Origin of the sequence: Sodalinema sp., assembly GCF_046483825.1 — a bacterium.
Lineage (GTDB): Bacteria > Cyanobacteriota > Cyanobacteriia > Cyanobacteriales > Geitlerinemataceae > Sodalinema.
In genome coordinates, this window is sequence record NZ_JAWOCL010000185.1 from 1 (window position 1) to 23,503 (window position 23,503).

Here is a 23,503-nt window from a genome sequence, read left to right on the forward strand (position 1 = left end):
GTTGGGGGAATAGGGAACAGGGAACAGGGAACAGGGAACAGGGAACAGGAGAGAAGAAGGCAAGAGGCATAACCCACCCCTAACCCCTCCCAGGAGGGGATGGCAAGAGGCAAGAGGGGGGAAGCGGCCTGAACGTACCGCCGAGGGAAGGCCTACACCGTGAGGAGTTGGCGGACGGCGTTAATCATCTCGTCCGGGTGGAAGGGTTTGGCGATATAGGCATCGGCCCCGACTTTCATCCCCCAGTAGCGATCGAACTCCTCGCCCTTACAGGAACACATAATCACAGGAATGTCTTTTGTTCGGGGATGGCCTTTCATCTTGCGGCAGACATCATAGCCATTGGGGTTCGGCATCACGATATCCAACACCACCAAATCGGGGGTATTTCCTTTGAGATACTTGAGGGCCTCTACGCCACTTCGCGCCTGTACCACTTGCATCCCCTGGTTTCTCAACAGGTGGGCAATCATCTCCCGTTGGGAGGTACTGTCCTCAACGACTAAAATCGTACTCATGGCTTGTTTCTATAGCAGTGGCAGCCCAAAGCGATGCAAACGCAGTTTAATAGTGGTGATACATCCCCATATTAAGACAATCTTTGCACAATCGTCTCTGACGGTCGGATTTTCTTGGGACAATCTCCCCTATTTCTAGGGTTCCCCGGCGAGATATCTGTTGGGCCTGTGATTGGGCCTGTGATCAGAAATCAAAATAGATGTAGGGGAGACTGTTTTCTGGGGCAAATAGGAGGACTACGTACCAACAGATGGGAACTAGGGCAATTTTGACGTGCCAGTTGAGTTGAACTTGCAGGATGCGATCGAAGAAATGGGCCAGGAACATGGCGGCGAAAATCCCCAGGAAGGCGATCGCCAACTGTTCCGGCATCCAACCGACGGTTTCGAGATAGACGAGATCCAAAAACTGGGCATCGCGAGAATGGCCCCAGAGATGACGTACCACCCAACCCGAGACTTGTAAATCCGGGAGACGGAAGAAAATCCAGGAGAAGAACACCATCCCCTGAGTCAATAGCCACGCCAAGACGATGCCAGGAACACTACGCCACAAGGCGGCTAACCCCTGCCAGCGTTGGGAAACGGTATCGTTGAGGCGATGAATCACCAAGCCACCGCCATGAATGGCCCCCCAGACAATAAACCCCGCCGGATTCATCCCCGCCGTGGCACTTCCATGCCACAATCCGGCAATCAGCATCACCACCATCAAGTTAAGACAGGTTCTCCCTAACCCTTGCCGGGATCCTCCCAGGGGAAAATAGAGGTAATTCCGTAGCCAACTCCCCAGAGTCATATGCCAGCGACGCCAAAAATCGGCCACACTGGTGGAGAGATAGGGAAAATTGAAGTTTTCCGGTAATGTCCAACCCAATAACAAGGCACTGCCTCGGGCCATATCCACATACCCACTGAAATCGAGATACAGTTGCAACCCATAGCCAATGACGGCGAGTTGTAAATCGACACTGCCGGCCCGTTGCGCGTTTTCAAAGCAGAGATTCACAAAAATCGCTAAGTTATCGGCGAGTAATCCCTTTTTAATCGCGCCGCTGGCAATTAACCATAAGCCATCGGTGACTTGTTCAATTCTCAGGGGACGTTGCAGTTGCCATTGTTCAAACCACTGGTGAAAGCGGGTAATGGGACCAGAAATTAGTTTAGGAAAATAAAATTTATAGGCGGAAAATTCAAAGAAATTGCGGCTCGGGGGTGCGCCGCGAAAGACATCGATGAGATAGGCGATACATTCAAAGCCAAAAAAGCTAATCCCCAAGGGCATAATCAAATAGGGGTCGAGCCAACTGGCTAAGATGGGCGAATCTTGAGTTAAGCTGGGGAATAAAAATGGGGCATATTTAAAGGCTACTAAAATTAAAGTGTTTAGAGCAATACCGGCGGTTAAGAGCCAGCGTCGCCGCTGTTGCCACCGGAGTTCAAGGTGATTCCAGGCTTCGTTACTCAGGGTTTTCGTTTGGTCAGGGTGCTGCGTGGGTGTGGTTTGGGAAAGAGGGTTTCCGAGAGCAAAGGTTATCCATGCCATGAGGAGGAGAAACGGCAGGGATTGGAGTTGAATGGAGGCATAAAAAATGACGCTTGCGGTTAGAATTAGTCCTAAGCGGAAGCGACGATTGGGGATTCCCCAGTACAAAATAATGGTACTGAGTAAAAATAAGCCATAGAGGATTGAAACAAAAGTCATAGGAGACCGAAGTAGCAGTGAATCGTTAATACGGCTATCAGGGCAAATCCAGGTCTTGACGAGGTCTTGACGAGATGTTAACGAGGACGAACAAATAGCTGGGTGAAATAATATTCCCCTTCGTCATTAACGGCAATTCCCATCCCCGTTCGTTCATAGTCTCCGGTCATATTTCGTTCATGACCCGGACTTTCAATCCAACCGTCAACGGCTTGCTGAACTGGGTCAGAATGACCGAAATTATAGGCGACATTTTCGGCGACTTGGCGATAGGATATCAAGTCTCCAATTGCCTCATACCGCTCCTGAACTCCATCATGACTGAAGGGAACCTCTCCTGAGGCCATATCTTGCGAATGACGGCGTGCGATCGCACTGACACGCTCATCAAGTTCAAGAGGAGACAATCCCTGACGTTGGCGATACGCATTCACCTGTTCGTGGGCCGCCACCTCCAAGGCCTGAATATCCTCATCACCGCTAGCGGTGAGAACTTCCCCGCCTTGGGAAAGTTCAGGAATCGAGGTTTCCATCAGATGACATCCTCCGATTAGGGATGTCATGAGTACTAGCATTAACCCGACTTTATGCGTTTTCATAATTGACGTATAAACAACTAAAAAACAAATCTCTAAAAGCGAAATGTGGTGCGAATCGTTCCCACCACTAACGCCGGATTATCAGCATTATGTTCAGGATTCGTGACCACAAAGACTCCTGGGGTAATCGAAATGCGATCGCTCAGCCGTAGGCGATAAAACAACTCAAAATGTAATGACGTATCCTCATCCTCCCCAAAGGGTAACCCCGTCCCACTGACGACTCGCAACGGCTGTCCGACCAACAAGGCCAATAAATCCCCTTCTCGTTGAAACGGATCGGCATAACTCAAGCCAAACAAATAACTGGTGGTTGTGGCCGAGCGATCGGAGTCGAGGGCATCACTAAAGAGCCAAGTTCCCCAAGTTGAGAAGGTTACATTCTCAACTACGCGCCATTGTAGCGTGGCATTGACCCCCTGAATACGAGCCGGTTCATTGATAAACGAGTTGGTATCAGCCAAGAAACTGCCGGTAAAGGTATCGAGGCGACCATTCCCGGAATAGGAATTGAGATAGGAAATCCCCGTCAGAACCGTCGGCGCGGGTTTCAAAAACAGTTGCACCCCAAACGCTGAGTGATCACTATTAAACAGCCCTTGACCCTCTTGGGGGCGATGAGAATTGCGGACTCCATAAGCGCCCTGAAGCCGCACGGTATCACTAATGAGCCAATCAAAGCCCCCTCCAGCATCGAGGCGACCGAGTTTAAAGGCGGGACTGGCTTCAGCGAAGCGGGAAATGGCCCCGCGTCCCGCGTCAAAATAGGGGGAGTTGGCCGTGAGGACACTGCTGAGACTAAATCCGACGGGACGAGCGGTGATGACAAAGCGATCGCTGAGGGCGACACGATACTCTAGGCGACTCAGTTGGATCTCATTATTCGTGTTGCCCTGAAACGAGAGCAAGGCCATGTCTGAGTTAAATCCCGAGGGACTCGCAAAGCCGCGATTGGCAAAGTTGGAGGCCTGAAACTCCAATCTGAGGCGATCGCGTCCAGTCAGGGACGAAACAAACCCCAAACGAGTTAAATGGGTTAACACTGGGTTGGTAGCATCTCCACTGGTATCATTGCCACCAAAGCCCGCTGAGAGGGCAATAATCGACTCTCCCCCCATGACGAGGGTGGGGGAGAACTCCTGGGCCTCTAACTGAGCGATTTGGCGATCGAGATCCGCCACGCGATCGCCTAAACTGTTGAGTTCCTGCCTAAAATCTCTCTGAAGTCGTTCTAACGTCTCCCATTCCTCGGCCGAGAGATCATCGAGCGATCGCCGCTCCCCCCAAGCCTGTAAACAGCCATCTAAGGCGGCAGCAAACTCATACCGGGTCAGCGATCGCCGTCCCTCAAAGCCGCCTCCGGGTAGCCCGGTCACACAACCATAGCGCTCCACCAACGATTGCAACGCCTGATAAGCCCAATCCGTCGGCGCCACATCCGAGAGGTCAGCCACCGACGGGACTGACCCCTGAGCGAAACTCGGCCGAAGCCGAGAATCGCGATCCTGATGGGTGTCTGACCCCTGCTCTTTCACCCGGGTCTGTGGCGGTGCTTTCTGCAACGCGGGTTGAGACTCGTGAGAGTCCAACGAGGCGTGACCTGCCGTTCCCCAGGCCGGTGATAGGTCATGACAACAGAGCAAACCTAAACCAATTGAGGCAATCCAGGGACCCCCTCGTCCCCAGAAATCCATCAGCAAACCTTGCATACGCCCGAGTTCTCCACACACCAACAGGTTGACGATATCGTTTTTAGAGCTTATCTAACACACCCGATCTTATAAACCGTCACAGGGATCTCCGAGCAGCATACTGTCACAGCCTCCTGAGGGGCCATCTCGAAGTAGAGATTCTAAATTCGTAAAATCTGCATAAATGTCGTTAATGGTATCAGCCGTCTCTAGGTTGTCCAGACCTCGGGCAATCACATCCGGGTCAACCGGAGGACTCTCAAAGCTTAGGGAAATGCCCTGATGCCGTAACGCCTCGACAAAATCGACACTACGCAGGCCACAGGAGTTCTCACGACTCAACTCTGGCTCAATACAAAAGGCCTCACCATTGGCCGGCCCTTGGCCATGAATCCCCACCAAAGCCCCCTGGTCATTAAACACCGGTCCCCCACTCATGCCCACTTGGGTGTCATGGGTATAGAGCAGACTATAGCCCCCGTCGGGGGCTGGGGGGAACACCGCCGTGAGTTGACCGCTGACGGTTTGCCGAGTGCGACGGGCTTGTTCTGGACCGGGGTCAGGCCAACCCGAGATATAGAGGCGATCGCCCTGACTGAGATCCTGAGCATGACCCATGACGGCTAAGGGATAGTCAATCTCGCTCTCGAAGCGAATCATCGCCAAATCATAGCCCTCAATGGAGTCTCCATAGTCTCCGACCTCTTGGCCGAAATAGAGAATACTGTCTTGATGCTTAAGGAGATCGACTTTATGAACTTTGCCGTCACTGGTGCGGATGCCATATTCCACCCCCTGGGTACGCACCACATGCAGGGCCGTCAAAACATAGTAAAACTCGTCCTCCCGAGCTACCAGAACCCCTGACCCGGGCCGCCATTCAGCGCGGGCTTCGACATCCCCTTCTTCTAGGCCCTGACCGATGACAACTGTGGTTATTGAAGCCACCGCCTCAATTTCTTCTTCCGTGAGGGCTTGTGCTGCCGTCAGAGGGAGGGAGAGGGCGATCGCCATCAGGATAGCCAGGGGACGCAGCAATCTCTGTCTCATAACATGGGGGACCGTGTGAACATCATCGTGAGATGAGAGCGTTGGGGGGGGCGCAACGGCCTCAACCCGAACGTTAAACCCTAACGTTGAAAGAGATTATTCACTAACTGTTCCAAGTTGACATAGGGCATTCCCCCAGACTCTTGGATGGAGGTTCCCGTCGTCCGTGCTGACAGGCTGTCCATGACCTCCTCAGGGGTCTGCTGGCTATTGCTGAGGGTAAACAGAACATTGTCGGCATTGCAGCCTAAACGGGTGCTATTAACGGCACAAACCACCGATTGTCGATTGACACGTCCAACAGTGAGATACAGTCTCTCCAGACTATTCCCATTTTCCTCTAACAGGGTATTGAAGCGTTCGGTGACATCTTCACAACGACGAGCTGGGGGGTAACCGGCCCGAGTAAACGCATCACTGGTCCAGACAATAATTGGGTCTGAGTCTTGGCCACCATTAGAGAGGGCCACGGTAAAATTCACACCATCACTGGTACGACATTGGAAGGAGTTGATGGCCTCGTCTGCACGGGCCGCACTGGGGGTTAGGAGGGGGAGTTGAAGCGCCGCAAGGGCGGCGATCGCCCATTTCAGAACAGGTTTCATAGGATCTCTTGTTGGCCTCATCGAATTCAGTCACATCCATTGTGACGTGAGAGTTGCCCAAAAAGCTCCCCAATTCTGGAATTTTTGGGGGTTTTCCCGGCTCTCCCTCCTACCCCAATCTCCCCTAAAGGCGTTGATAGCCTTCTTCAGAGTCATAGAGATGACAGTGATCGGTAATCTCTCGCATCAAGGCGGCTGAGAACTGTCGTTCCACAGTATAGTCTCCCCAATCTCGCTGAATCACCTCATAGGCTGAACGCAAGTTATACCAAGGAATCGCCGTTGAGAGATGGTGCGGAACATGAACATTGATATCGTGACAGAGAAACTCAACCCAACGGGGATAGGTACAATGAACGGTTCCGCAGAGTTGGGCGTTGGCTTCATGCCAGGTATCCTGGGGCTGAAAATGAATATCAGGGATGGTGTGATGAACAATGGTGAAGGTACTCATCCAGAAGTGATAGACCATCCAAGGCATCAGCCAAAATTTTACCACTCCCCACCAGCCGGTGGTTATCCCGAGTAGCCCTAATCCAGTCCCCCCAACCAGAATCACAAATAGGGCGGAAAAGCGAACGTGTTGGCGTTCTTGGCCGGAAAATTGGGTCCAAATAAAATGCTCTTTTAACCAATGGCCAATCGAGCCAACCCACCAGAACCGTCCCCGCACCCGAGTATAGAGCCAACGAACGATCGCCGGTAAAGATTCATAGGTTTCAACCGTGAGAGGGTCCCAGGCATTATCGACCCCGAGTTTATTCGTATGTTTGTGGTGATGATTATGCTGAATCCGCCAACCATGAAAGGGATAGAGTAGCGGTAAAAACATTAAATGACCGAGCCAATTATTTACCCATTTTCGCTGAGCAAAGGAGCGATGTCCACAATCATGACCAATGACAAACCAGCCAGTTAACACAGTTCCTTGAACGATCCATAACAACGGTAGTAAGTAGATCGGGGCGATCGCAATTCCGATATAGCCAACCGTCGCCAGAAGCACATCCAAGGCCACCGTTGTCCAAGCGCGACGACGATCCTTAACAAAAACTGACTTGGGTAATGTGTTTAAAATATCCCTAATCCGAAGATCGGCATCAAGTGAAGGGACTCTCGATGCCGAGGTTTCGCTCAACGATGCTGTCATAAAACTCTCTCTGCTGATTGCTACACTAGAGCCTGAGATTTGTCAACTTTTTTCCGCAGTGGTTTTGCTAAAAAATTCTTAAGACTTTAAAAATCCAAGACCGGCAAATTTTGAGACAAAAAAAAGCGATCGCACTCCAACCTCGCCCACCCCGAATCGGGATAGCAACGCCAAAGGAAATGCGCTCTCAGCTAGCGTTAAAAAACTTTACCTTTTATATCACATTTCTCACATTTCTAGGCAAATTTCCAGCAAATTCTCAAAAAAATAGAGGCGATCGCCCTCAACAATCTGGCGATCGCCTCCCTCCACAACCCCTGATTCTTCAGGGGTTCCAGAGATTTCTCAAAAGCCGACTAAAGGATCACTAAATCCGGGTAATAGCTCAACAAATCATCCGCCGTCAGAGAATCCGTCTCAGCCTGAGGCGTCCAGAGCAGCTCAAACACCAACAGCGAATCCGTCGGAACCGCCGCCAGAGTTTGCAACGCCGCCTGAAGATCCTCCGCCGCCGAAATCGTCTCAAACGGCGGTTCCTGCTCCCGCGTCGCCACCAAGAACGTCACCACAATATGCTCACCCGGATCAGAGTTCTCATCCGCTTCCGCCGAGCGTTCACGAATCCGGCCCCCAACATTCGAGAGGGTTTCCTCACTGAACTTACTGCGTTCCTGAATCGAGAACTGCTCAAACGCCTTTTCCGCCTCCTGAGAACTCGCAAAGCGTTGCGACTCCCCTTGAGCATGAGTCCAATAATCAGGGTGAGACAACAACGACAACGAACATTCCTGGAGAAACTCCTTGAGTCCCTCAGGGGAGGCGAGGTCAGCCTCCAAACTCAACTCCGTCAAACGAGACTGAAGCTCACGGGCCTGAGCCAACAACCCCACTTGCAACTTCGTCACCGTCAGCCGCGACTCAGCCGCCGCATCCGAACGACGACGACTCAGGAACCACCACATGAGAATTCCCGCTCCCACGAAGAGAATCAGCAACAGCAAAAAACCCCCAGAACCATTCCCACGACTCCCCTGAGACCTCGTCTGAGCTTCCTGAGCGACTTGTCCCTCTTGTTGAACCCCTTGCGTCTCTCCTTGAACCTGAGATCCCTGATTTTGCACCGAGGAACCCGTCGAACCGCCACCACCTCCCCCACCGGGAATCGGAACAAAGAAGAACGAGCGAGAGCGTTCAACACGGGGTGGCGTCTCATCGCGGTAAGAGTCCGCACGAGGCGCGGTAGGAGGCGCGGTGGGGGCTGGAGTTGTCCGTTCGGGAACCCTCGCCGGTGCTGTTCCCGGGCGACTGTCCGGCGTCGGGGCCGGGGCCGGAGTTGGCGTTGTAAACGAGCCACCTCGGACTCGTCCCCCCGTTGAGCCAGTCCCCGATGAAGGGGTTGGTGTACTTCTTGGTGTACTTCTAGGTATACTTCTGGGAGTGCTTCTGGGAGTGCTTCTGGGGGTAGTCCGTGAGGGAGTACGACTCCCCGAAGACCCACCAGACCCGCGAGAGCGACTCGGCGAGGTACGACTGGGGCGACTAAAAGACCCCCCTCGACTGCGGCCACCGCCCCGACGGGCCTCAGCCAACTCAATCCCAAATTCCAGGTTAAAGTGAACCGCCGAGTTTCTAATACTAATGCTGTTGACCGAGAGAATAGCCAACAAACTTGCTAACAGCAGAGATAGTTTTTTCATAAGACGAGAGAAAGGAGAATAGGAAACAGGGAACAGCGGATCACCCACCCCGCCCTCCGGGCACCCCTCCCAAGAGGGGAAAGACTTCGGGTCTTCCGGTAACTTGTAGCTGTCTTGTTCTGTTGGTGATTTGCCCTTTCCCCCTACGTTAACATCGCCGCCAAAGTGGTTGAGGCGATCGCCGGCCACTTCCTCTTACCGCGTCCCGAACCCTCCCCCGCCCGGCGTTTCAATCACAAACACATCCCCCGGATTCATCGCCACCGTTGCCGTTCCCCCCAAATCCATCCGGGTTCCATCGGCCCGTTTAACCCAATTATGTCCCACTTGGCCCGGCTCACCGCCTCCTAACCCCGACGGCGGAATCACCCGATGGCCCGAGAGAATCGAGGCCGTCATCGGTTCCAAAAACCGCAAGCGACGCACCACCCCAGATCCGCCGCAAAATTGCCCCTGGCCGCCACTTCCCCGGCGAATGGCAAATGACTCCAAAAGTACCGGAAAGCGCCATTCCAGAACCTCTGGGTCGGTCATACGGGAATTTGTCATGTGGGTATGCACCGCATCAGTCCCTGAGAACTCTGGACCCGCCCCAGACCCGCCACAAATGGTTTCGTAATACTGATACGTTGCGTTACCAAAGGTAAAATTATTCATGGTTCCCTGGGACCCCGCCAACACCCCTAACGCCCCATACAGGGCATCCGTAATCCCTTGAGAGGTTTCCACATTACCCGCCACCACAGCCGCCGGATAGTTAGGATTCAGTAAACAGCCCTCAGGAATGATGATATCTAGGGGTTTTAAACAACCAGCATTGAGGGGAATATCATCCTCAACCAAAGTCCGAAAGACATAGAGAACGGCGGCTTTACACACAGCGGCGGGAGCATTAAAGTTTGTCTGAAGTTGGGACGCTGTGCCACTAAAATCAATTTTAGCGGAACGCTGTTCAGCGTTAATCTTGATAGAAACCTGAATTGGCTCACCACCATCTAAATAATAGGTGAAATCCCCATCTTTCAAAACTGAAATTGCTCGGCGGACGGATTCTTCAGCATTGTTTTGAACATGGTTCATGTAGGCTTGTACCGTTGTCAATCCGTAATGCTGAACCATTTTAAGGAGTTCATCAACGCCTTTTTGATTGGCGGCAATTTGGGCTTGTAAATCGGCGATGTTTTGAGCTACATTGCGGGCAGGATGAGGACCCGATCGCAGCAGATCCAGGAGCATTTCTTCTTGAAATACCCCTTGTTTCACTAAAGCCAAACACTCTAAGAGAATCCCCTCATCCTCAATATGGCGACTATTTGGGGGCATCGAACCGGGGGTGATCCCACCAATATCGGCATGATGACCGCGAGCGGCAACATAAAACAAAGGCTTGTTAAACTTGTCCAGATTATTCAGATTATCAGAGTCTAAAACTGGGATAAATACCGGCGTAACGACGGTGATATCGGGTAAATGAGTGCCGCCATTATAGGGATTATTGAGAACATAAACATCTCCAGGATTGAGGGAGTCTCCTGATCGCGTGATCAAGGCTTGCACACTCTCACTCATCGAGCCTAAATGAACGGGAATATGGGGCGCATTAGCCACCAATTGGCCCTCCCCATCGAAGATGGCGCAGGAAAAATCAAGCCGTTCTTTAATGTTGACGGAGGTACTGGTGTTTTGCAGCGTCACCCCCATCTGTTCGGCGATCGCCCGAAACAGATTATTAAAAATCTCCAATAACACCGGATCAGCGCGATCGCAGTCAATCTCATCCATCTCATCCATCTCAAGCGTTCCCTCATCCCCTATCGGTTGACATTGGCGGAAAATGAGATGATTTTGTTCCGTCAACGTCGCTTCCCAACCGGGTTCGAGGACATTGGTTCCCGTAGACTCAATCAGGATAGCTGGACTTTGGATCACATCCCCAGGCTGCAAGCTATCTCGCTCATACACCGGAGTTTGTCGCCAATCCCCCTTGAGATAGGCGGATACCGTTGTCATCGGTTGCGGCGGCTGATCCGACTGACGGGTTAGCTGGGGTTCAGCCGGGCGATCGCCCCGCCAAACGGTCTCCAGGGACACCGTACCCACCACCAGGGGTTTAGCCTCCATGACAAAGCCATAGCGTTGACGATACAGGGCTTCAAACGCCGATCGCATCTCGGGAATTGTGGCAAAATCCACAATCAACGCCGAATCGGTCCCCTCATACTTCAAATGGACTTTGCGTAACTGTTGCGAGGAGGGTTGCGAGGAGGGTTGCGATGAGGGGTGCGAGGAGGGGTGCGGATCGCCCCCAGACGCTGACCCCGCTTGGGCCATGATCTCAAACTGGCGTTCAAGTTGCGGATACGTCTGAGGCGATAAGGGTAATTCCAGGGACATCTCCTGTAACTGACGCTGATCCGCCAACCCCATCCCATAGGCCGAGAGAACCCCCGCATAAGGATGGAGGAAAATGGTTGAAATCCCCAAGGCTTCAGCAATCAAACAAGCGTGTTGTCCTCCCGCCCCGCCAAAACAGCAGAGAGTATAGTTGGAGACATCATAGCCCCGTTGTAGAGAGATTTTCTTAATCGCATTGGCCATAATCTCCACGGCGATCGCCAGAAACCCTGAAGCCACCGCCTCGGGATGGCGTTCATCCCCCGTCGCCGCGTGAATCTCCTGGGCCAAGGCCTGAAACTGCTGACGAACCACCTCCGCATCCAGCGGTTGATTTCCGTCGGGGCCAAACACCGCTGGGAACAACTGGGGTTGCAGTTTCCCCAACATGACATTGCAATCGGTGACGGTGAGAGGCCCCCCCCGTCGATAGGCCGCCGGGCCAGGATTCGCCCCCGCCGAGTCAGGACCGACGCGATAGCGAGATCCATCAAAATGCAAAATACTTCCACCACCAGCAGCGACGGTATGCACCGCCATCATCGGGGTTCGCAGCCGCACCCCGGCCACTTCCGTCTCAAACTCCCGTTCATATTCAACGGGTCCCTCGCGATCGCCGGCATAATGGGCCACATCCGTGGAGGTTCCCCCCATATCAAAGCTGACAATCTTGAAAAACCCGGCGCGACGACTGGTTTGAACCGCACCAACAATCCCCCCAGCCGGACCCGAGAGAATACTATCTTTTCCCTGAAAGTCTTGGGCCGCCGTCAAGCCGCCATTGGACTGCATAAACTGTAAGCGGGGGTCACTGGGGGAGGAAAACAGCCGGCGACTGACTTGTTCGACATAGCGGCGTAGAATCGGCGAGAGATAAGCATCGACAACGGTGGTATCGCCGCGACTGATGAGTTTAATCAGGGGACTGACGTGATGAGAACGGCTAATTTGCGTAAAGCCAATCTCAGCGGCGATGGCCGCAATGCGATCTTCATGGTCAGGATAGCGGTAGCCGTGGGTGAGGGCGATCGCACAACTGCGAATCCCATCGTCATAGGCCTGTTGCAATTGGGGTCTCAGGGCCGCTATATCGAGGGGTTTGAGGCAGGTTCCATCAGCGTGATAGCGTTCTTCGGCTTCTAGGATGCGATCGCACAACAGACTCGGTAACTGAATCTGACGGGCAAAAATATTGGGACGATTTTGGTAACCAATCCGCAGTGCATCCCGGAATCCCTCGGTGACAACCAACACCGTGCGATCGCCTTTACGTTCTAATAAAGCATTGGTGGCGACGGTGGTTCCCATACGCACTTCAGCAATTTCCTCATCAGGAATTGCCGCCTCCGGGTCCAGTTGCAAGAGATCTCGAATCCCCTGTACCGCTGCATCTGCATAACGTTCAGGGTTCTCTGAGAGAAGTTTATGGGTCACGATACGGCCATCGGGGCGTTGGGCGACAATATCGGTAAAGGTCCCCCCGCGATCGATCCAAAACTGCCAACGCGCTGAGTGGGTCATGATGGAACTCCTATGGGATGCTATGAGATGAAGCCATGAGAAACCGGTGATCTCAATCAACCCGTTTCACTGAGGAATTGTCCACAATTATACGGGTAGGTGCGATCGGCTCTTTTGCCTCTTGCCTCTTACCTCTTGCCTCTTGCCTCTTGCCTCTTGCCTTTTGCCTCTTCTTACCCTGTTCCCCGTTCCCCGTTCCCTTTCCCCCCATGTTGCCACGTCTTATCCTCTCAACCCTCACCATCGGGCTAATCAGTCGCCTTTCTTTCCCGGCGGCGGCCATTACCTTCATTCCTCCCAATGAGGAACCGCCACGACAGACTCAGGGAGGAGCCTCCCGAGGTGATGTGACCTTTATTCCTCCCACCGACGACCCCCCTGTCAATACCGGTGGGGCCGGATCTCGGGATACCACCTCAGATTTGAGGGCCTTGTTGCCAACCGATCACTATGGTCAAACGACCCAAGCCTATCCCAGTTTCTTTGTCTATGTACCACGGACATCGGCCCGCTTGGCCTTTTTTAGTGTGCTGACAGAAGACGGAGAACACCATTATCAAGGCTATGTCCCCATTGCTGAGATGGGAGTGATGCGCCTGGAGTTACCCGAGACGATTCCGGGCCTGGAAACGGGCCAAACCTATCAATGGCATTTTGCCCTCGTCACGGAAGAACGCTTGCGCCCCGATAGTCCTCGGGTGTCCGGTTGGGTGCGGCGAGTGTCCCCAGATGAGGAACTCAAAGCCGTGGTGGGACAAACGAAAGGACGGCGATCGCTCCCCTTAGCGAATGCCTATGGTCGTCAAGGGATTTGGTATGATGCCTTGAGTACGTTGGCCGACCTCAGACAGAATCGTCCTGATGCGTCTGTCGTGAGTCAGTCTTGGGACGATCTTCTCGACCAAGTGGGCCTGGCCGCGATCGCCAACGAACCGTTCCTCGATGTCCCGGACTAACTCTGCCCATGCTGGGTCTTTCCCGTTGGCTGAAACGCTTTGAGCGAGAAGTGATTGTCGCGTTGGTCACCACAACCGTCGCCCTAGGATCGACTTGGGGGGCGTTTCAACGGTTGGAATGGCTGGCTATTGATACGCTTTTGGTGTTGCGTCCTGCGGAATCCTTAGAATCTCGGCTGTTGTTGGTGACGGTGCAAGAAGCGGATATTACGGCCTTAGGGAGGTGGCCCCTCTCGGATGCGGTGTTAGCCAATCTGTTAGAAACCTTAGCCGCCCAAAATCCCCGCGTGATTGGCTTAGATCTTTATCGGGATCTGCCACAAAATCCCGGTCATGAACGGCTACAGGCCCTAATGGCGGAACTTCCTAATTTAATTGGTGTCGAAAAGGCGTTTGGAAGCGGAACCGTTGCGCCGCCGCCGATTCTCGCCCAGAACCATCGCGTGGGGTTGGCCGATGTGCCTGAAGATGGTGATAGTAAAATTCGCCGCCTCATTGTCTCCGCACCGGTTGAGAGGGAGATTAAGCTCGGGTTCGCCACTCGGGTGAGTCTCCTATATCTGCAACAGATGGGAGTCAATTTAGAGGTGCGCGAGGAACAAACGCATCACTATCAACTCGGACAAGCTCAGTTTTCACCCTTGACGGGGGTTGAGGGAGGCTATTCGCCCGCCGATTTAGGGGGATATCAGATTTTTCTCAACTATCGCAGTCCCGCGAGTCCCTTTGATAAGGTATCCGTGTCGGATGTTGTGCAGGGGAGAGTGTCACCGGAGTTGATTCGCGATCGCATTGTCTTGATTGGGTCCGAGGCCGAGAGTATTAACGACTTCTTTCTCACGCCCTATAGTCAGGCTCTCTATCAGTATCGCCTCAACCAGTATCGCCTCAACGCCGCCGGTTCTTCAGAGTCTCTGAGCGATGGTGAAGCCTGGGGGAACCCAAATCGCGCTCCCCATTATCTGATGAGTGGTGTGGAAGTTCACGCTCACGGAGTCAGTCAAATTCTCAGCAGCGCCCTCGATGGCCGGCCCATGATTCGCTTCTGGCATCATTATGGCGAATGGGGCTGGATTTTGCTCTGGGCGGCGTTGGGAACCTATGGAACTTGGCGGGGGTTAATTCGAGAACCCTTTAAGGAGCAGTCCACTTGGCTTTATCCCCTATTACTGGTGACTGGGGGAACTCTGGTGATGGGGGCGATCGCCTATGGTAGCCTCTTGAGTGGTTGGCTCATTCCCACGGTGTCCCCGCTCCTGGCCTTCGTGGCGACGACGACACTCACCCGTCATCGCTATCATCAACATCAATTACGGACCTTTACCCAACGCTTACAAGACTACTCCAACGACTTAGAACGCCAAGTTTTTGAGCGTACCCAAGAACTCGAAGCCGCCAAACAAGCCGCCGACGCCGCCAACATTGCCAAAAGTGAGTTTCTGGCCAACATGAGTCATGAGTTGCGAACTCCCCTCAACGGCATTCTCGGCTATGCTCAAATCCTACAACATGCCAAGGATCTCAACAGTCAACGTCGCGGGGTAGGTGTGATTTATCAATGTGGAACCTATCTGTTAGAACTGATTAACGACATCCTCGATCTCTCAAAAATTGAAGCCCGTAAACTAGAACTCGACCCAAAACCCATTCCCTTAAAACCCTTTCTGCTGCAAGCGGCGCAAATGTTTAAACCAGCGGCAGAAAAAAAGGGGATTTCCTTTTATTCGGAATTAGATAACTCGTTGCCAAAACTGGTTATTGCTGATGATAAGCGACTCCGGCAAATCCTGGTCAATTTAATCAGTAATGCCGTTAAATTCACACCGAAAGGGTCTGTTTCTTTAAGCGTTTATCCCGTTGATTCATCTAAATCAAGCCGGGATAGCTCAGGATTAGACATCAACAAAAACACCAAAAAGAATTGTATAAAGTTCACAGTAACTGACACCGGAGTTGGCATGACTCCCGAGCAATTAGAAAAAGTTTTTCTACCCTTTGAGCAAGTCAAGGAATCGCAAAAACTCGCCGAAGGAACCGGATTAGGCTTAGCTATCTGTTGCCAACTCATTCGTTTAATGGGGTCAGAGTTGCACGTGGACAGTCAACCCGGACAAGGAAGCCGCTTTTACTTTGAATTAACACTGCCGACCCTAAACAGCAAAGAAACACCAATTCTCTCGCGAGACTACTCTAAAATCACTTCCGTTTCCGGAACCTGCCCTTGTTTGTTGCTTGTTGATCCATCGGCAGACAGCCGTAGTATCATGAGTGGCTTACTGACTCCCCTCGGGTTCTCAATTCTGGAAGCGGCCACAGCGCAAGAAGCCTTAGACCATCTAAACAATCACCATCTCGATGCAATTCTGACTGACCTCGACTTACCCGATCGCGATGGGATTTCATTGATAGAAAGCTTACGCCAGCAGGAGTCCAGCGCCAAGCTACCCATGATCGCTCTATCGAGTCATGTCTTTACTGATGCACGAGAGCGCAGTTTAGACGCTGGTGCGACGGCGTTTTTAACCAAACCCTTCCACCGCAGTGATATCTTACAACTGTTAGAGCGCCATCTTCAGTTACGCTGGATCGTACAAGAGGATGGAGAACGCCAACAGTCCCAGACCTCAAAAACCGTAGAAAAAACCTGTCCCCCAGAGATGGTTCCTGATACGGTGATTGAAGAACTGCTCCATTTAGCTCGTAAAGGGAATTTAAAAGACTTGAAACGCCGCGCCAAACAACTCGAACAAGACCACCCTCAATTACGTCCCTTCACCGATCATCTACAAAATTTAGCCGGTCAGTATCAAGAACGAGCCTTATGTGAGTTCTTGACCGGTTATCAGACGCAATAGATATGACCATGAAGCAGGTTTGGGGGGGAGTCTTGCTGACGACATTTCTCATGTTGGGATTGTCGCCGCTGTGGGCCGGTCCGGCGGAGATTTCCCAGTTGTTCCCCCGGTTCAATGAGTCCGAATTACGCCCCGGTTTTCCCGTGAATCGTCCCTCCTGGGACTTAGAGGGTATCGTTAACCCGGCCGATTTAGTGATGCCGGCCTGTCGCGCCCAGGAGGGGAATCAGTTCGTGATCTCGGGTCGTGGCGGGGTTCCCTCAGACCCGAGATCTCTCTTGCGCGGAGAGATCCTCTGGGTCGATCGCCCCTCAGGAAACCCGATTGATGGACGATCTGAGGACTGGGTGGCCCTGGAGAGGTTACCGATATCTGAGCAAGTGCAGTGGTGGCAACGTCAGGAGCAACGATTGGGCCGCCAGGGCGATCGCCCTGGTCAGTCTTTGGCGTTGACGGCTTTATCGTTGCTTGATCAAGATTTAGGGCAATGGTCCGACGCGATGACCGCCAGTGATGCGAGTTTGGCGGCTCTCTCCGACTCTCCTGAGTCCAGGGAAGTGGCTCAGGCCCAGGCGATCGCCCTCAATGGTCGCGGTCGAGCCTATTTTCTCCAAGGCCAGCCTCACCGGGCGCGAGAGACCTGGCAAGCTGCCCAAACGGCCTATGACCAGGCGCAATTGCCCGAGGGTCGTTGGGGAAGCCTTCTCAACCAAATTCAAACCCTGCAAACGTCGGGATATTATCCCCAGGCCCGAGAGGCGTTAATCTCGGTGTTAGGGGAATTAGAGGAGTTAGGGGAATTAGAGGAGTTAGAGGCGTTGGAGGCGTTCCCCCTATCTCCCCTGATGGTTCAGGCCCAGGCTCAACTCGGGGAAGTGTTGCAACTTCTGGCAGAACCGCAACAGTCTCAGGAGGTGTTACAGCGAGGGTTAAGCATGGCCCAAGAGCTGGGGGACGATGACTTAACGGCTCAACTCCAGTTTCGCTTAGCCAATGGCCACCGAGATCAGCAACGGTTGGACGCAGCGAGGACCGGCTATGAGGCGGTGTTAGGGGCCAATCCAGACCCAGATGTAGCGTTTCTGGCTCGGTTGAACCTCTTGGCGGTGTTGGTGGACCGTAAAGAGACGGCGGCGGCCCAGGCCCAGTTAGAGGAACTTAAGGTGCTGTTGCGATCGCGTCCTCCTTCACGACAGACCAGTTATGGCCGTATTAACTTGAGTCAAAGTTTACTGCGCTGGGATGCAATCGCCTATCAAGGGTTAGCGGCTCAACAGTTAAGCCAAGCGGTAGAAGAGTCTCGCCGACTCCAAGATCGTCGAGGTCAATCCTATGGCTTGGGCCAACTTGCTCAACTCTACGAACAGGCTGAACAGTGGGACGCAGCTGAGCAACTGACGCAACAGGCCCTAACCTTGGCTCAAACTTTTGAGGAACGCTTAGATAATCGAGATTTAAGGGCGTTGTGGCAATGGCAACTGGGGCGTATTTTGGATAGGTTGGGACGACAAACGGAGGCGATCGCCCTCTATCGGGATACGGTGAGCCTGTTAGATGAGTTACGACTGGATTTAGTCAGCTTCGATCCAGAGCTTCAGTTTTCCTATCGTCAACAGATTGAACCGGTGTATCTCGGCTTAGTACGCCTATTACTCGAACGTGCTGCAACCGGGGGTTCGAGTCACTCAGATCTGAATTCGCAACATAATTCCCAACCCAATTCCCAACAAACAGCGATTCGCGAGGCCCAAAGCACCTTAATTTCGCTACGGCTGACGGAGTTAAACAACTTTTTCCGAGAAACCTGTCTCGAAGCCGATGCGATTGATGTCGAGGATCTCGATGAATCGGCGGCGGTGTTTTATACGGCGGTTTTGAGCGATCGCCTGGCGGTGATTCTCTCTCTGGCGGGGGAAGATCCGATCCTCTACGAAACCCGAAAACCGCGCACAGAACTGGAGGAGGGTTTGACGGCGATGTTGGAGTCAATCAATCCGGCGGTGGCGGAGGAAGACCGCTTAGAGCGATCGGCTCAGGTGTATGATTGGCTGATTCGTCCGGTTCAAGAGGTATTGCGGCAACATCAGATTAAGACCTTGGTCTTTGTACCCGATGGCCCGTTACGTAATCTCCCGCTGGGGGCGTTATACGATCGCACGTCGGGAGAGTATCTGATTGAAGAGTACGCGATCGCCCTGAGTCAGAGTCTTCAGTTAGTCGAGGCGGGGTCTTTGGCTGACGGTGAGTTCAAGGCGTTGCTGGGGGGTTTAAGTGAGGCTCATCAAGGCTTTAGTGCTATTCCGGCGGTGGAGTTGGAGGTGGCCCAAATTGCTGAATTGTTGCCCGAGAGTGAATTTCTACTCAATCAGGCCTTTACACGGGATGCGTTAGTGGCCCAAAGTCGAAATGATGCGTTTAATGTGATTCATTTAGCGACTCATGGTCAGTTTAGTTCTCGGGCTGATGAGACCTTTTTATTAACCTGGGAAGGACGAATTAATGTTGAGGATTTAGATGTGGTGTTGCGATCGCCCACTCGTCCGAATCCGATTGATTTACTGGTTTTGAGTGCCTGTCAGACGGCGCGAGGCGATGATCGGGCCACTTTGGGAATTGCCGGGTTTGCCCTGCGATCGGGCGCTCGCAGTACGTTGGCAACGTTATGGTCTGTTCAGGACGAACCAACCGCCGAGTTGATGGTTGAGTTTTATCAGCAACTTTGGGCAAATTCAGGACAGAACAAAGCGGAAAGTTTACGTCAGGCTCAGTTGGCGTTATTACAATCTTCAAATTATCAGCATCCCGCCTATTGGTCGCCGTTTATATTATTAGGAAATTGGCGTTAGATTGATGGTAAATTCGTGGTTCTTCAGGGTTCAGGGTGACACGGAAAGTCCTCCTCCCCCCTCGTGTCATGGCGTCTCCTCCCTCCTCGTGTCATGGTCCCTCCTCGTGTCATGGCTGAAGCCGTGACACGGACTCTGGGCGGCTCTGCCGCCTGTCCTCGGGAGGCAGAGCCTCCCCAAAGGCATGACTTGGCTTCAGCCAAGTCACGAGGAAAAACGAGGAAAACCAGCCAAGTCACGAAGAACGAGTGATGGTTTTAAACGGATCTATAAGTACGCAGATCCCGTATTTTAGGATTATTTTTAATCCTAAAATTTAAATCATCTATTGGGTCTTCTGGGTTTAGGGTGACAAGGAAAATTTATGGCAGATTACACCCGTTACTGTCGGGGCATAACCCACCCCTACCCCTCCCAGGAGGGGATTTTTCGCTACAATTTTGTCTATTCTGTAAAAAATCTGTAACAAATCCCACCGTAGATCCAGAAAACCCCATCTATTCCCAATCCTTAAGTTGTTCTGCCGCACTGTTTAGAGTGCTTTTAATCTGTAACTTTTTCGACTCAAAAATAGCACCTGCCAGAATTAAAACCAAGCCAAAACCCAAACCCAATATCCACTTAGAGAGGGTATAGAGCGTTCCTAGAATAATAAATTGCTCCAAAATTGTGATAACAAAAAAGGCTGTACCGACGAATAAAAAGGCGCGAATTTTCAAGCTCAATCCCGCCAGCAGAAGCAAAAGACTGAGACTACCGATAATCGGCCAATGGCTTGGCAAATAGCTGAGAGCAAAAAAGAGGGCTAGGGTTCCTAGACGCAGTTGATGGCGGAGGGTGCGATCGCCGCCGTCTCGGAAGCTCGGATCAACCTGAGCAACATAGAGAATCGAGAGGGTAACTGGGGCCAGCCAGAGGATGAGAGCGTCAATGTCAAAGGCATTGAGTCCCTGACTAGCCAAGCCACAGAGGGCAGTCAGGGCCAGATAATGCCAACGGACTTGTCGGTCCCATTGGCCTAGGGCAATGTAGAAGAGGCTGATCGCCAACAGACTCAGAGGATGCACGTCATTGAGGGTCAGGACTCCGACAATGGCCGGGAAGACTCGGGCAAGCTGCTGCCAGGGCTGTGGATGCCATCCCCAGGCGGACCAGGGGGCCTGACGTATTCCCAGGGATAACAGGACCGCGATCGCCCCAAACCAGGGCAGAATCAACCCCTGTTGACCGGCGATCGCCACCGCGATCGTCACCACGCCAGACCCTTGAGCCACCCCGAGATAGAGCCAAAGACGAGAACTGCGAGACCGCTCCAGAGAGCGACTTTGCCAGAGAGCATAACGGGTTAGGAGACCCCCAGCCATGAGAGCTAGGGCCGGCTGGCTAATGGCAACGGTAGCCGACAAACTCAGCATTAAAGTTCCCACACCCCAGTGACCATGGGCAATTTGCATCAGCCGTTGCGGGGGAAGTTGCAAATAACGGCCCAACGGGCGATACAAGCCTCGATAGAGACTCATCCAGACCACCATCACCAGGGCCACCGCGACCCCGCGATCGCCCTCGCTGACCTGGGACAGTTGACCCAGCAGCAGTTCACTACTCGACAGGGAGAGGGCGACAACACCCACATAGACCAGGCCGCGACCCCAACTCGGAAGTTGACGACCGACATTGAGCAGAATCAGGGAAACCCCAACGCTGACAACTCCCGTCCAGGGGTGGATTAGGCTTCCTCGTAGGATGAGGGCAATCAGGCCATAGGCCATGGGGAGGGTATGCAGGGGAGAGAGGCGATGGCGGGGAACTTGCGGCGGTTGCCAGAGTTGGCTAACCCCTTGAACCAATAGGCCTAAGGCAATGTTGACGAGGGCGACAATCCAGAGGGAGTAGGTAAACAGAAAGACAGTTTCTACGGCGATGAGTTCAACGGCCCAGCCAATCCCATAGAGTCCCCAGGTGTTGAGACGGCGGCCCTGATGCACGCCGAGGCTGAGAATCAGCAGTCCTAATCCGGCAATTATCCCGAGAGAGGGAGCTAGGAAGGCGTTTTGATAGGATAGGACCGATCGCAGGGTAAAGCCGATAATGATGGCTACCCAGGTGACCCATCCCCAAACCTGACAGCCTCGCAGATAGAGGCGAGAGAGGTCTCCCCCTCGCTGTTGGCCCCAACGTCGCACACTCCATAAACCCAGGGGAAAGCAGGAGAAGAACAGCAGCCAATCTTGACCCCAGAGGGGGACGAGGTGGGCCGAGACGGCGATCGCCCAATAAACAGCAAAACCAACGGCGATAATGCCGGCCCGAGTATCCCGGAGACTGCGGACAGTGGCTAAGGCGATGAGTAACCCTAGGCCCGAGGAGAGGATGAGGCCCGGACGAGGGTCGGAACTGGTGATGAGGTCGGGGAGGGGTTGCAGGGCGATCGCTCCCAGAATGGCCAGCCAGCCAGCTTGGGTACGATAGTGGCTAACGCCAACGTGGGCGGCGATCGCCAAAAACAGGGGCATCAGCCACCAGTACCAGCCGGGATGAAATAATGTCTCGCTGGGGAAGGCTAGAACTAGGAGGACATAACTGGCGGCCCCGAGGCCGAGGCTGAGGGACCAGGAACTGGTTTGCCAGATTCCCATCTGTTGTCGGTTAGTCCAGCTCCCTTGCAGGAGGGCGAAGCTGAGGCTAATCAGTCCCCAGTCAGTTTGCGAGAAATAGCCGTCGATTTGCCAGTCTAGGATGGAGGCGATCCCGCCCAAGAGCAGCAGTTGTGAGAGGGTAGCCAGAAGGGTGGATTGGCGATAGCGATGTTGGGTGACGGCGGCTAATAGACCTGCTAGGGGTATCCAGACGAGCCAGGTCTGGGGGAAACTGTGGGTGGCGATCGCCGCGAGAACCAGGCCCACGAAAAAGGCTCCAGTATCGGCTTTTCGGGCCAGCGATCGCCGTGGGGTTTGGCGATACAGCCATTGGCTCAAAGCCAGGTGTGCCAGGAGATAGGGCAGGAAGAGGAAACTGAGAAATGGGATTTGGACGTGAGGGCCGAGGAGGGCTTGGGCCTGTTGCCAGACCGCGTTACGGAAGGATTCGGGTAGGAGTTGGCCGAGGATGATGTAGCCTTGTAGGCCCACGAGAGCGGTTAGGAGTAAGTCTCGGGGTTTGCCCAGGTGTTGGAGGCGTTGGCTGAGTCGGTGTAGGGCCAGGACGGTGACGGCGATCGCGGCCCAGGAGAGGTTCGGCAGGGAGAGTCCCCAGCCCAGGGTGAGGAGAATGGCCCCGAGGCGCGATCGCAGTCCCGGTTTCGGTTCCGCCAATTGCCAGCCCAGGAGTCCCCAGGCTAACCCCCAATTTGACAGCAGCATCGGATCATTGAGGAGTTCCCGGCCCGAGAAGCTGGCTAAGCCATAGCCGACGAGTCCTAGGAGGGGTAAATCTGCTCGTTGGCGATCGGCGAGGACTCCGGCAAGGGTTGCCAGATAGACCCCGAACTGAGCCAGGAGAGGCAGGGGAGTGACGGCCCAATGGGAGAGGCTAAACAGAAGCAGCAGAGCGGTTTGTCGCCGGGGTAAGTGGGCGCCTCGCCAGAGCCAGAAGCTGAGGGAGAGACTGGCCAGGAGCATGGTGGCCCATCCCAGGGGCGATCGCCACAAGGCAAATTCATCCATGGCCCAGAAGTTGAGGGGAATCAGGCCCAGGACAATCGTTTCTAGGGTTTGGGCGGTTAAGGCCAGACGTTGACGACGGTGTAGCCAGCTACTCGCAGCGGCAAATCCCACGGTATAGATCCAGAGAATCCCATATTGTCCCGCCGCCGGGAACCGTCCCCATTGACTAGCCGCGAGAACCGCTGAGGAGACGAGGACAACAAAGAGGCCCAACCAGAGTAGCCAGCGGACACTGAGTTCATCTTTGAGGGCTT

The 23,503-nt window shown here is 53.5% G+C and carries 13 protein-coding genes; 3 read left to right on the top strand and 10 right to left on the bottom strand.

Annotated elements, in window-relative coordinates:
* Positions 1–152: 152 nt before the first annotated feature.
* From R6U67_RS12040 to R6U67_RS12080, 9 genes are all read right to left on the bottom strand, one after another.
* Positions 153–518: a response regulator transcription factor gene (locus R6U67_RS12040; RefSeq protein WP_410252773.1), complete on the bottom strand. Its 366-nt coding sequence runs from the start codon at positions 516–518 to the stop codon at positions 153–155.
* Positions 519–702: 184 nt separating this feature from the next.
* Positions 703–2,223, bottom strand: coding sequence for an MBOAT family O-acyltransferase (locus R6U67_RS12045; RefSeq protein ID WP_410252774.1), 1,521 nt, complete (start codon positions 2,221–2,223; stop codon positions 703–705).
* A 77-nt stretch (positions 2,224–2,300) separates the two neighbouring features.
* Positions 2,301–2,786, bottom strand: a complete 486-nt coding sequence (locus R6U67_RS12050) for a CAP domain-containing protein (RefSeq protein ID WP_410252775.1) — start codon at positions 2,784–2,786, stop codon at positions 2,301–2,303.
* A 68-nt stretch (positions 2,787–2,854) separates the two neighbouring features.
* Positions 2,855–4,531, bottom strand: a complete 1,677-nt coding sequence (locus R6U67_RS12055) for an iron uptake porin (RefSeq protein WP_410252776.1) — start codon at positions 4,529–4,531, stop codon at positions 2,855–2,857.
* A 69-nt stretch (positions 4,532–4,600) separates the two neighbouring features.
* Positions 4,601–5,563, bottom strand: a complete 963-nt coding sequence (locus R6U67_RS12060; RefSeq protein WP_410252777.1) for a serine protease — start codon at positions 5,561–5,563, stop codon at positions 4,601–4,603.
* Positions 5,564–5,643: 80 nt separating this feature from the next.
* Positions 5,644–6,168 carry a COP23 domain-containing protein gene (locus tag R6U67_RS12065; RefSeq protein ID WP_410252778.1) on the bottom strand — a complete coding sequence of 175 codons (525 nt, stop codon included), beginning with the start codon at positions 6,166–6,168 and terminating at the stop codon, positions 5,644–5,646.
* 124 nt (positions 6,169–6,292) lie between these two features.
* Positions 6,293–7,318: a fatty acid desaturase gene (locus R6U67_RS12070; RefSeq protein WP_410252779.1), complete on the bottom strand. Its 1,026-nt coding sequence runs from the start codon at positions 7,316–7,318 to the stop codon at positions 6,293–6,295.
* A 356-nt stretch (positions 7,319–7,674) separates the two neighbouring features.
* A complete protein-coding gene (locus R6U67_RS12075) occupies positions 7,675–9,015 on the bottom strand; it encodes a DUF1517 domain-containing protein (RefSeq protein ID WP_410252780.1) in 1,341 nt (446 codons plus the stop codon).
* Positions 9,016–9,210: 195 nt separating this feature from the next.
* Entirely contained in the window at positions 9,211–12,930 is a 3,720-nt protein-coding gene (locus tag R6U67_RS12080; RefSeq protein ID WP_410252781.1) for a hydantoinase B/oxoprolinase family protein, read from the bottom strand.
* A 209-nt stretch (positions 12,931–13,139) separates the two neighbouring features.
* On the opposite strand from R6U67_RS12080, the gene R6U67_RS12085 reads away from it, so the two are divergent.
* Genes R6U67_RS12085 through R6U67_RS12095 form a run of 3 tightly spaced genes read left to right on the top strand, consistent with a single transcriptional unit; the run spans position 13,140 to position 19,587 of the window.
* Complete coding sequence (locus tag R6U67_RS12085) at positions 13,140–13,886, top strand: DUF928 domain-containing protein (protein WP_410252782.1); 747 nt, start codon at positions 13,140–13,142, stop codon at positions 13,884–13,886.
* 8 nt (positions 13,887–13,894) lie between these two features.
* Complete coding sequence (locus R6U67_RS12090) at positions 13,895–16,741, top strand: CHASE2 domain-containing protein (protein WP_410252783.1); 2,847 nt, start codon at positions 13,895–13,897, stop codon at positions 16,739–16,741.
* An 8-nt stretch (positions 16,742–16,749) separates the two neighbouring features.
* Positions 16,750–19,587 carry a CHAT domain-containing protein gene (locus tag R6U67_RS12095; RefSeq protein ID WP_410252784.1) on the top strand — a complete coding sequence of 946 codons (2,838 nt, stop codon included), beginning with the start codon at positions 16,750–16,752 and terminating at the stop codon, positions 19,585–19,587.
* A 497-nt stretch (positions 19,588–20,084) separates the two neighbouring features.
* On the opposite strand, the gene R6U67_RS12100 is transcribed toward R6U67_RS12095, so the two are convergent.
* A partial coding sequence (locus R6U67_RS12100; protein ID WP_410252785.1) for a hypothetical protein occupies positions 20,085–23,503 on the bottom strand: 3,419 nt, incomplete at its 5' end.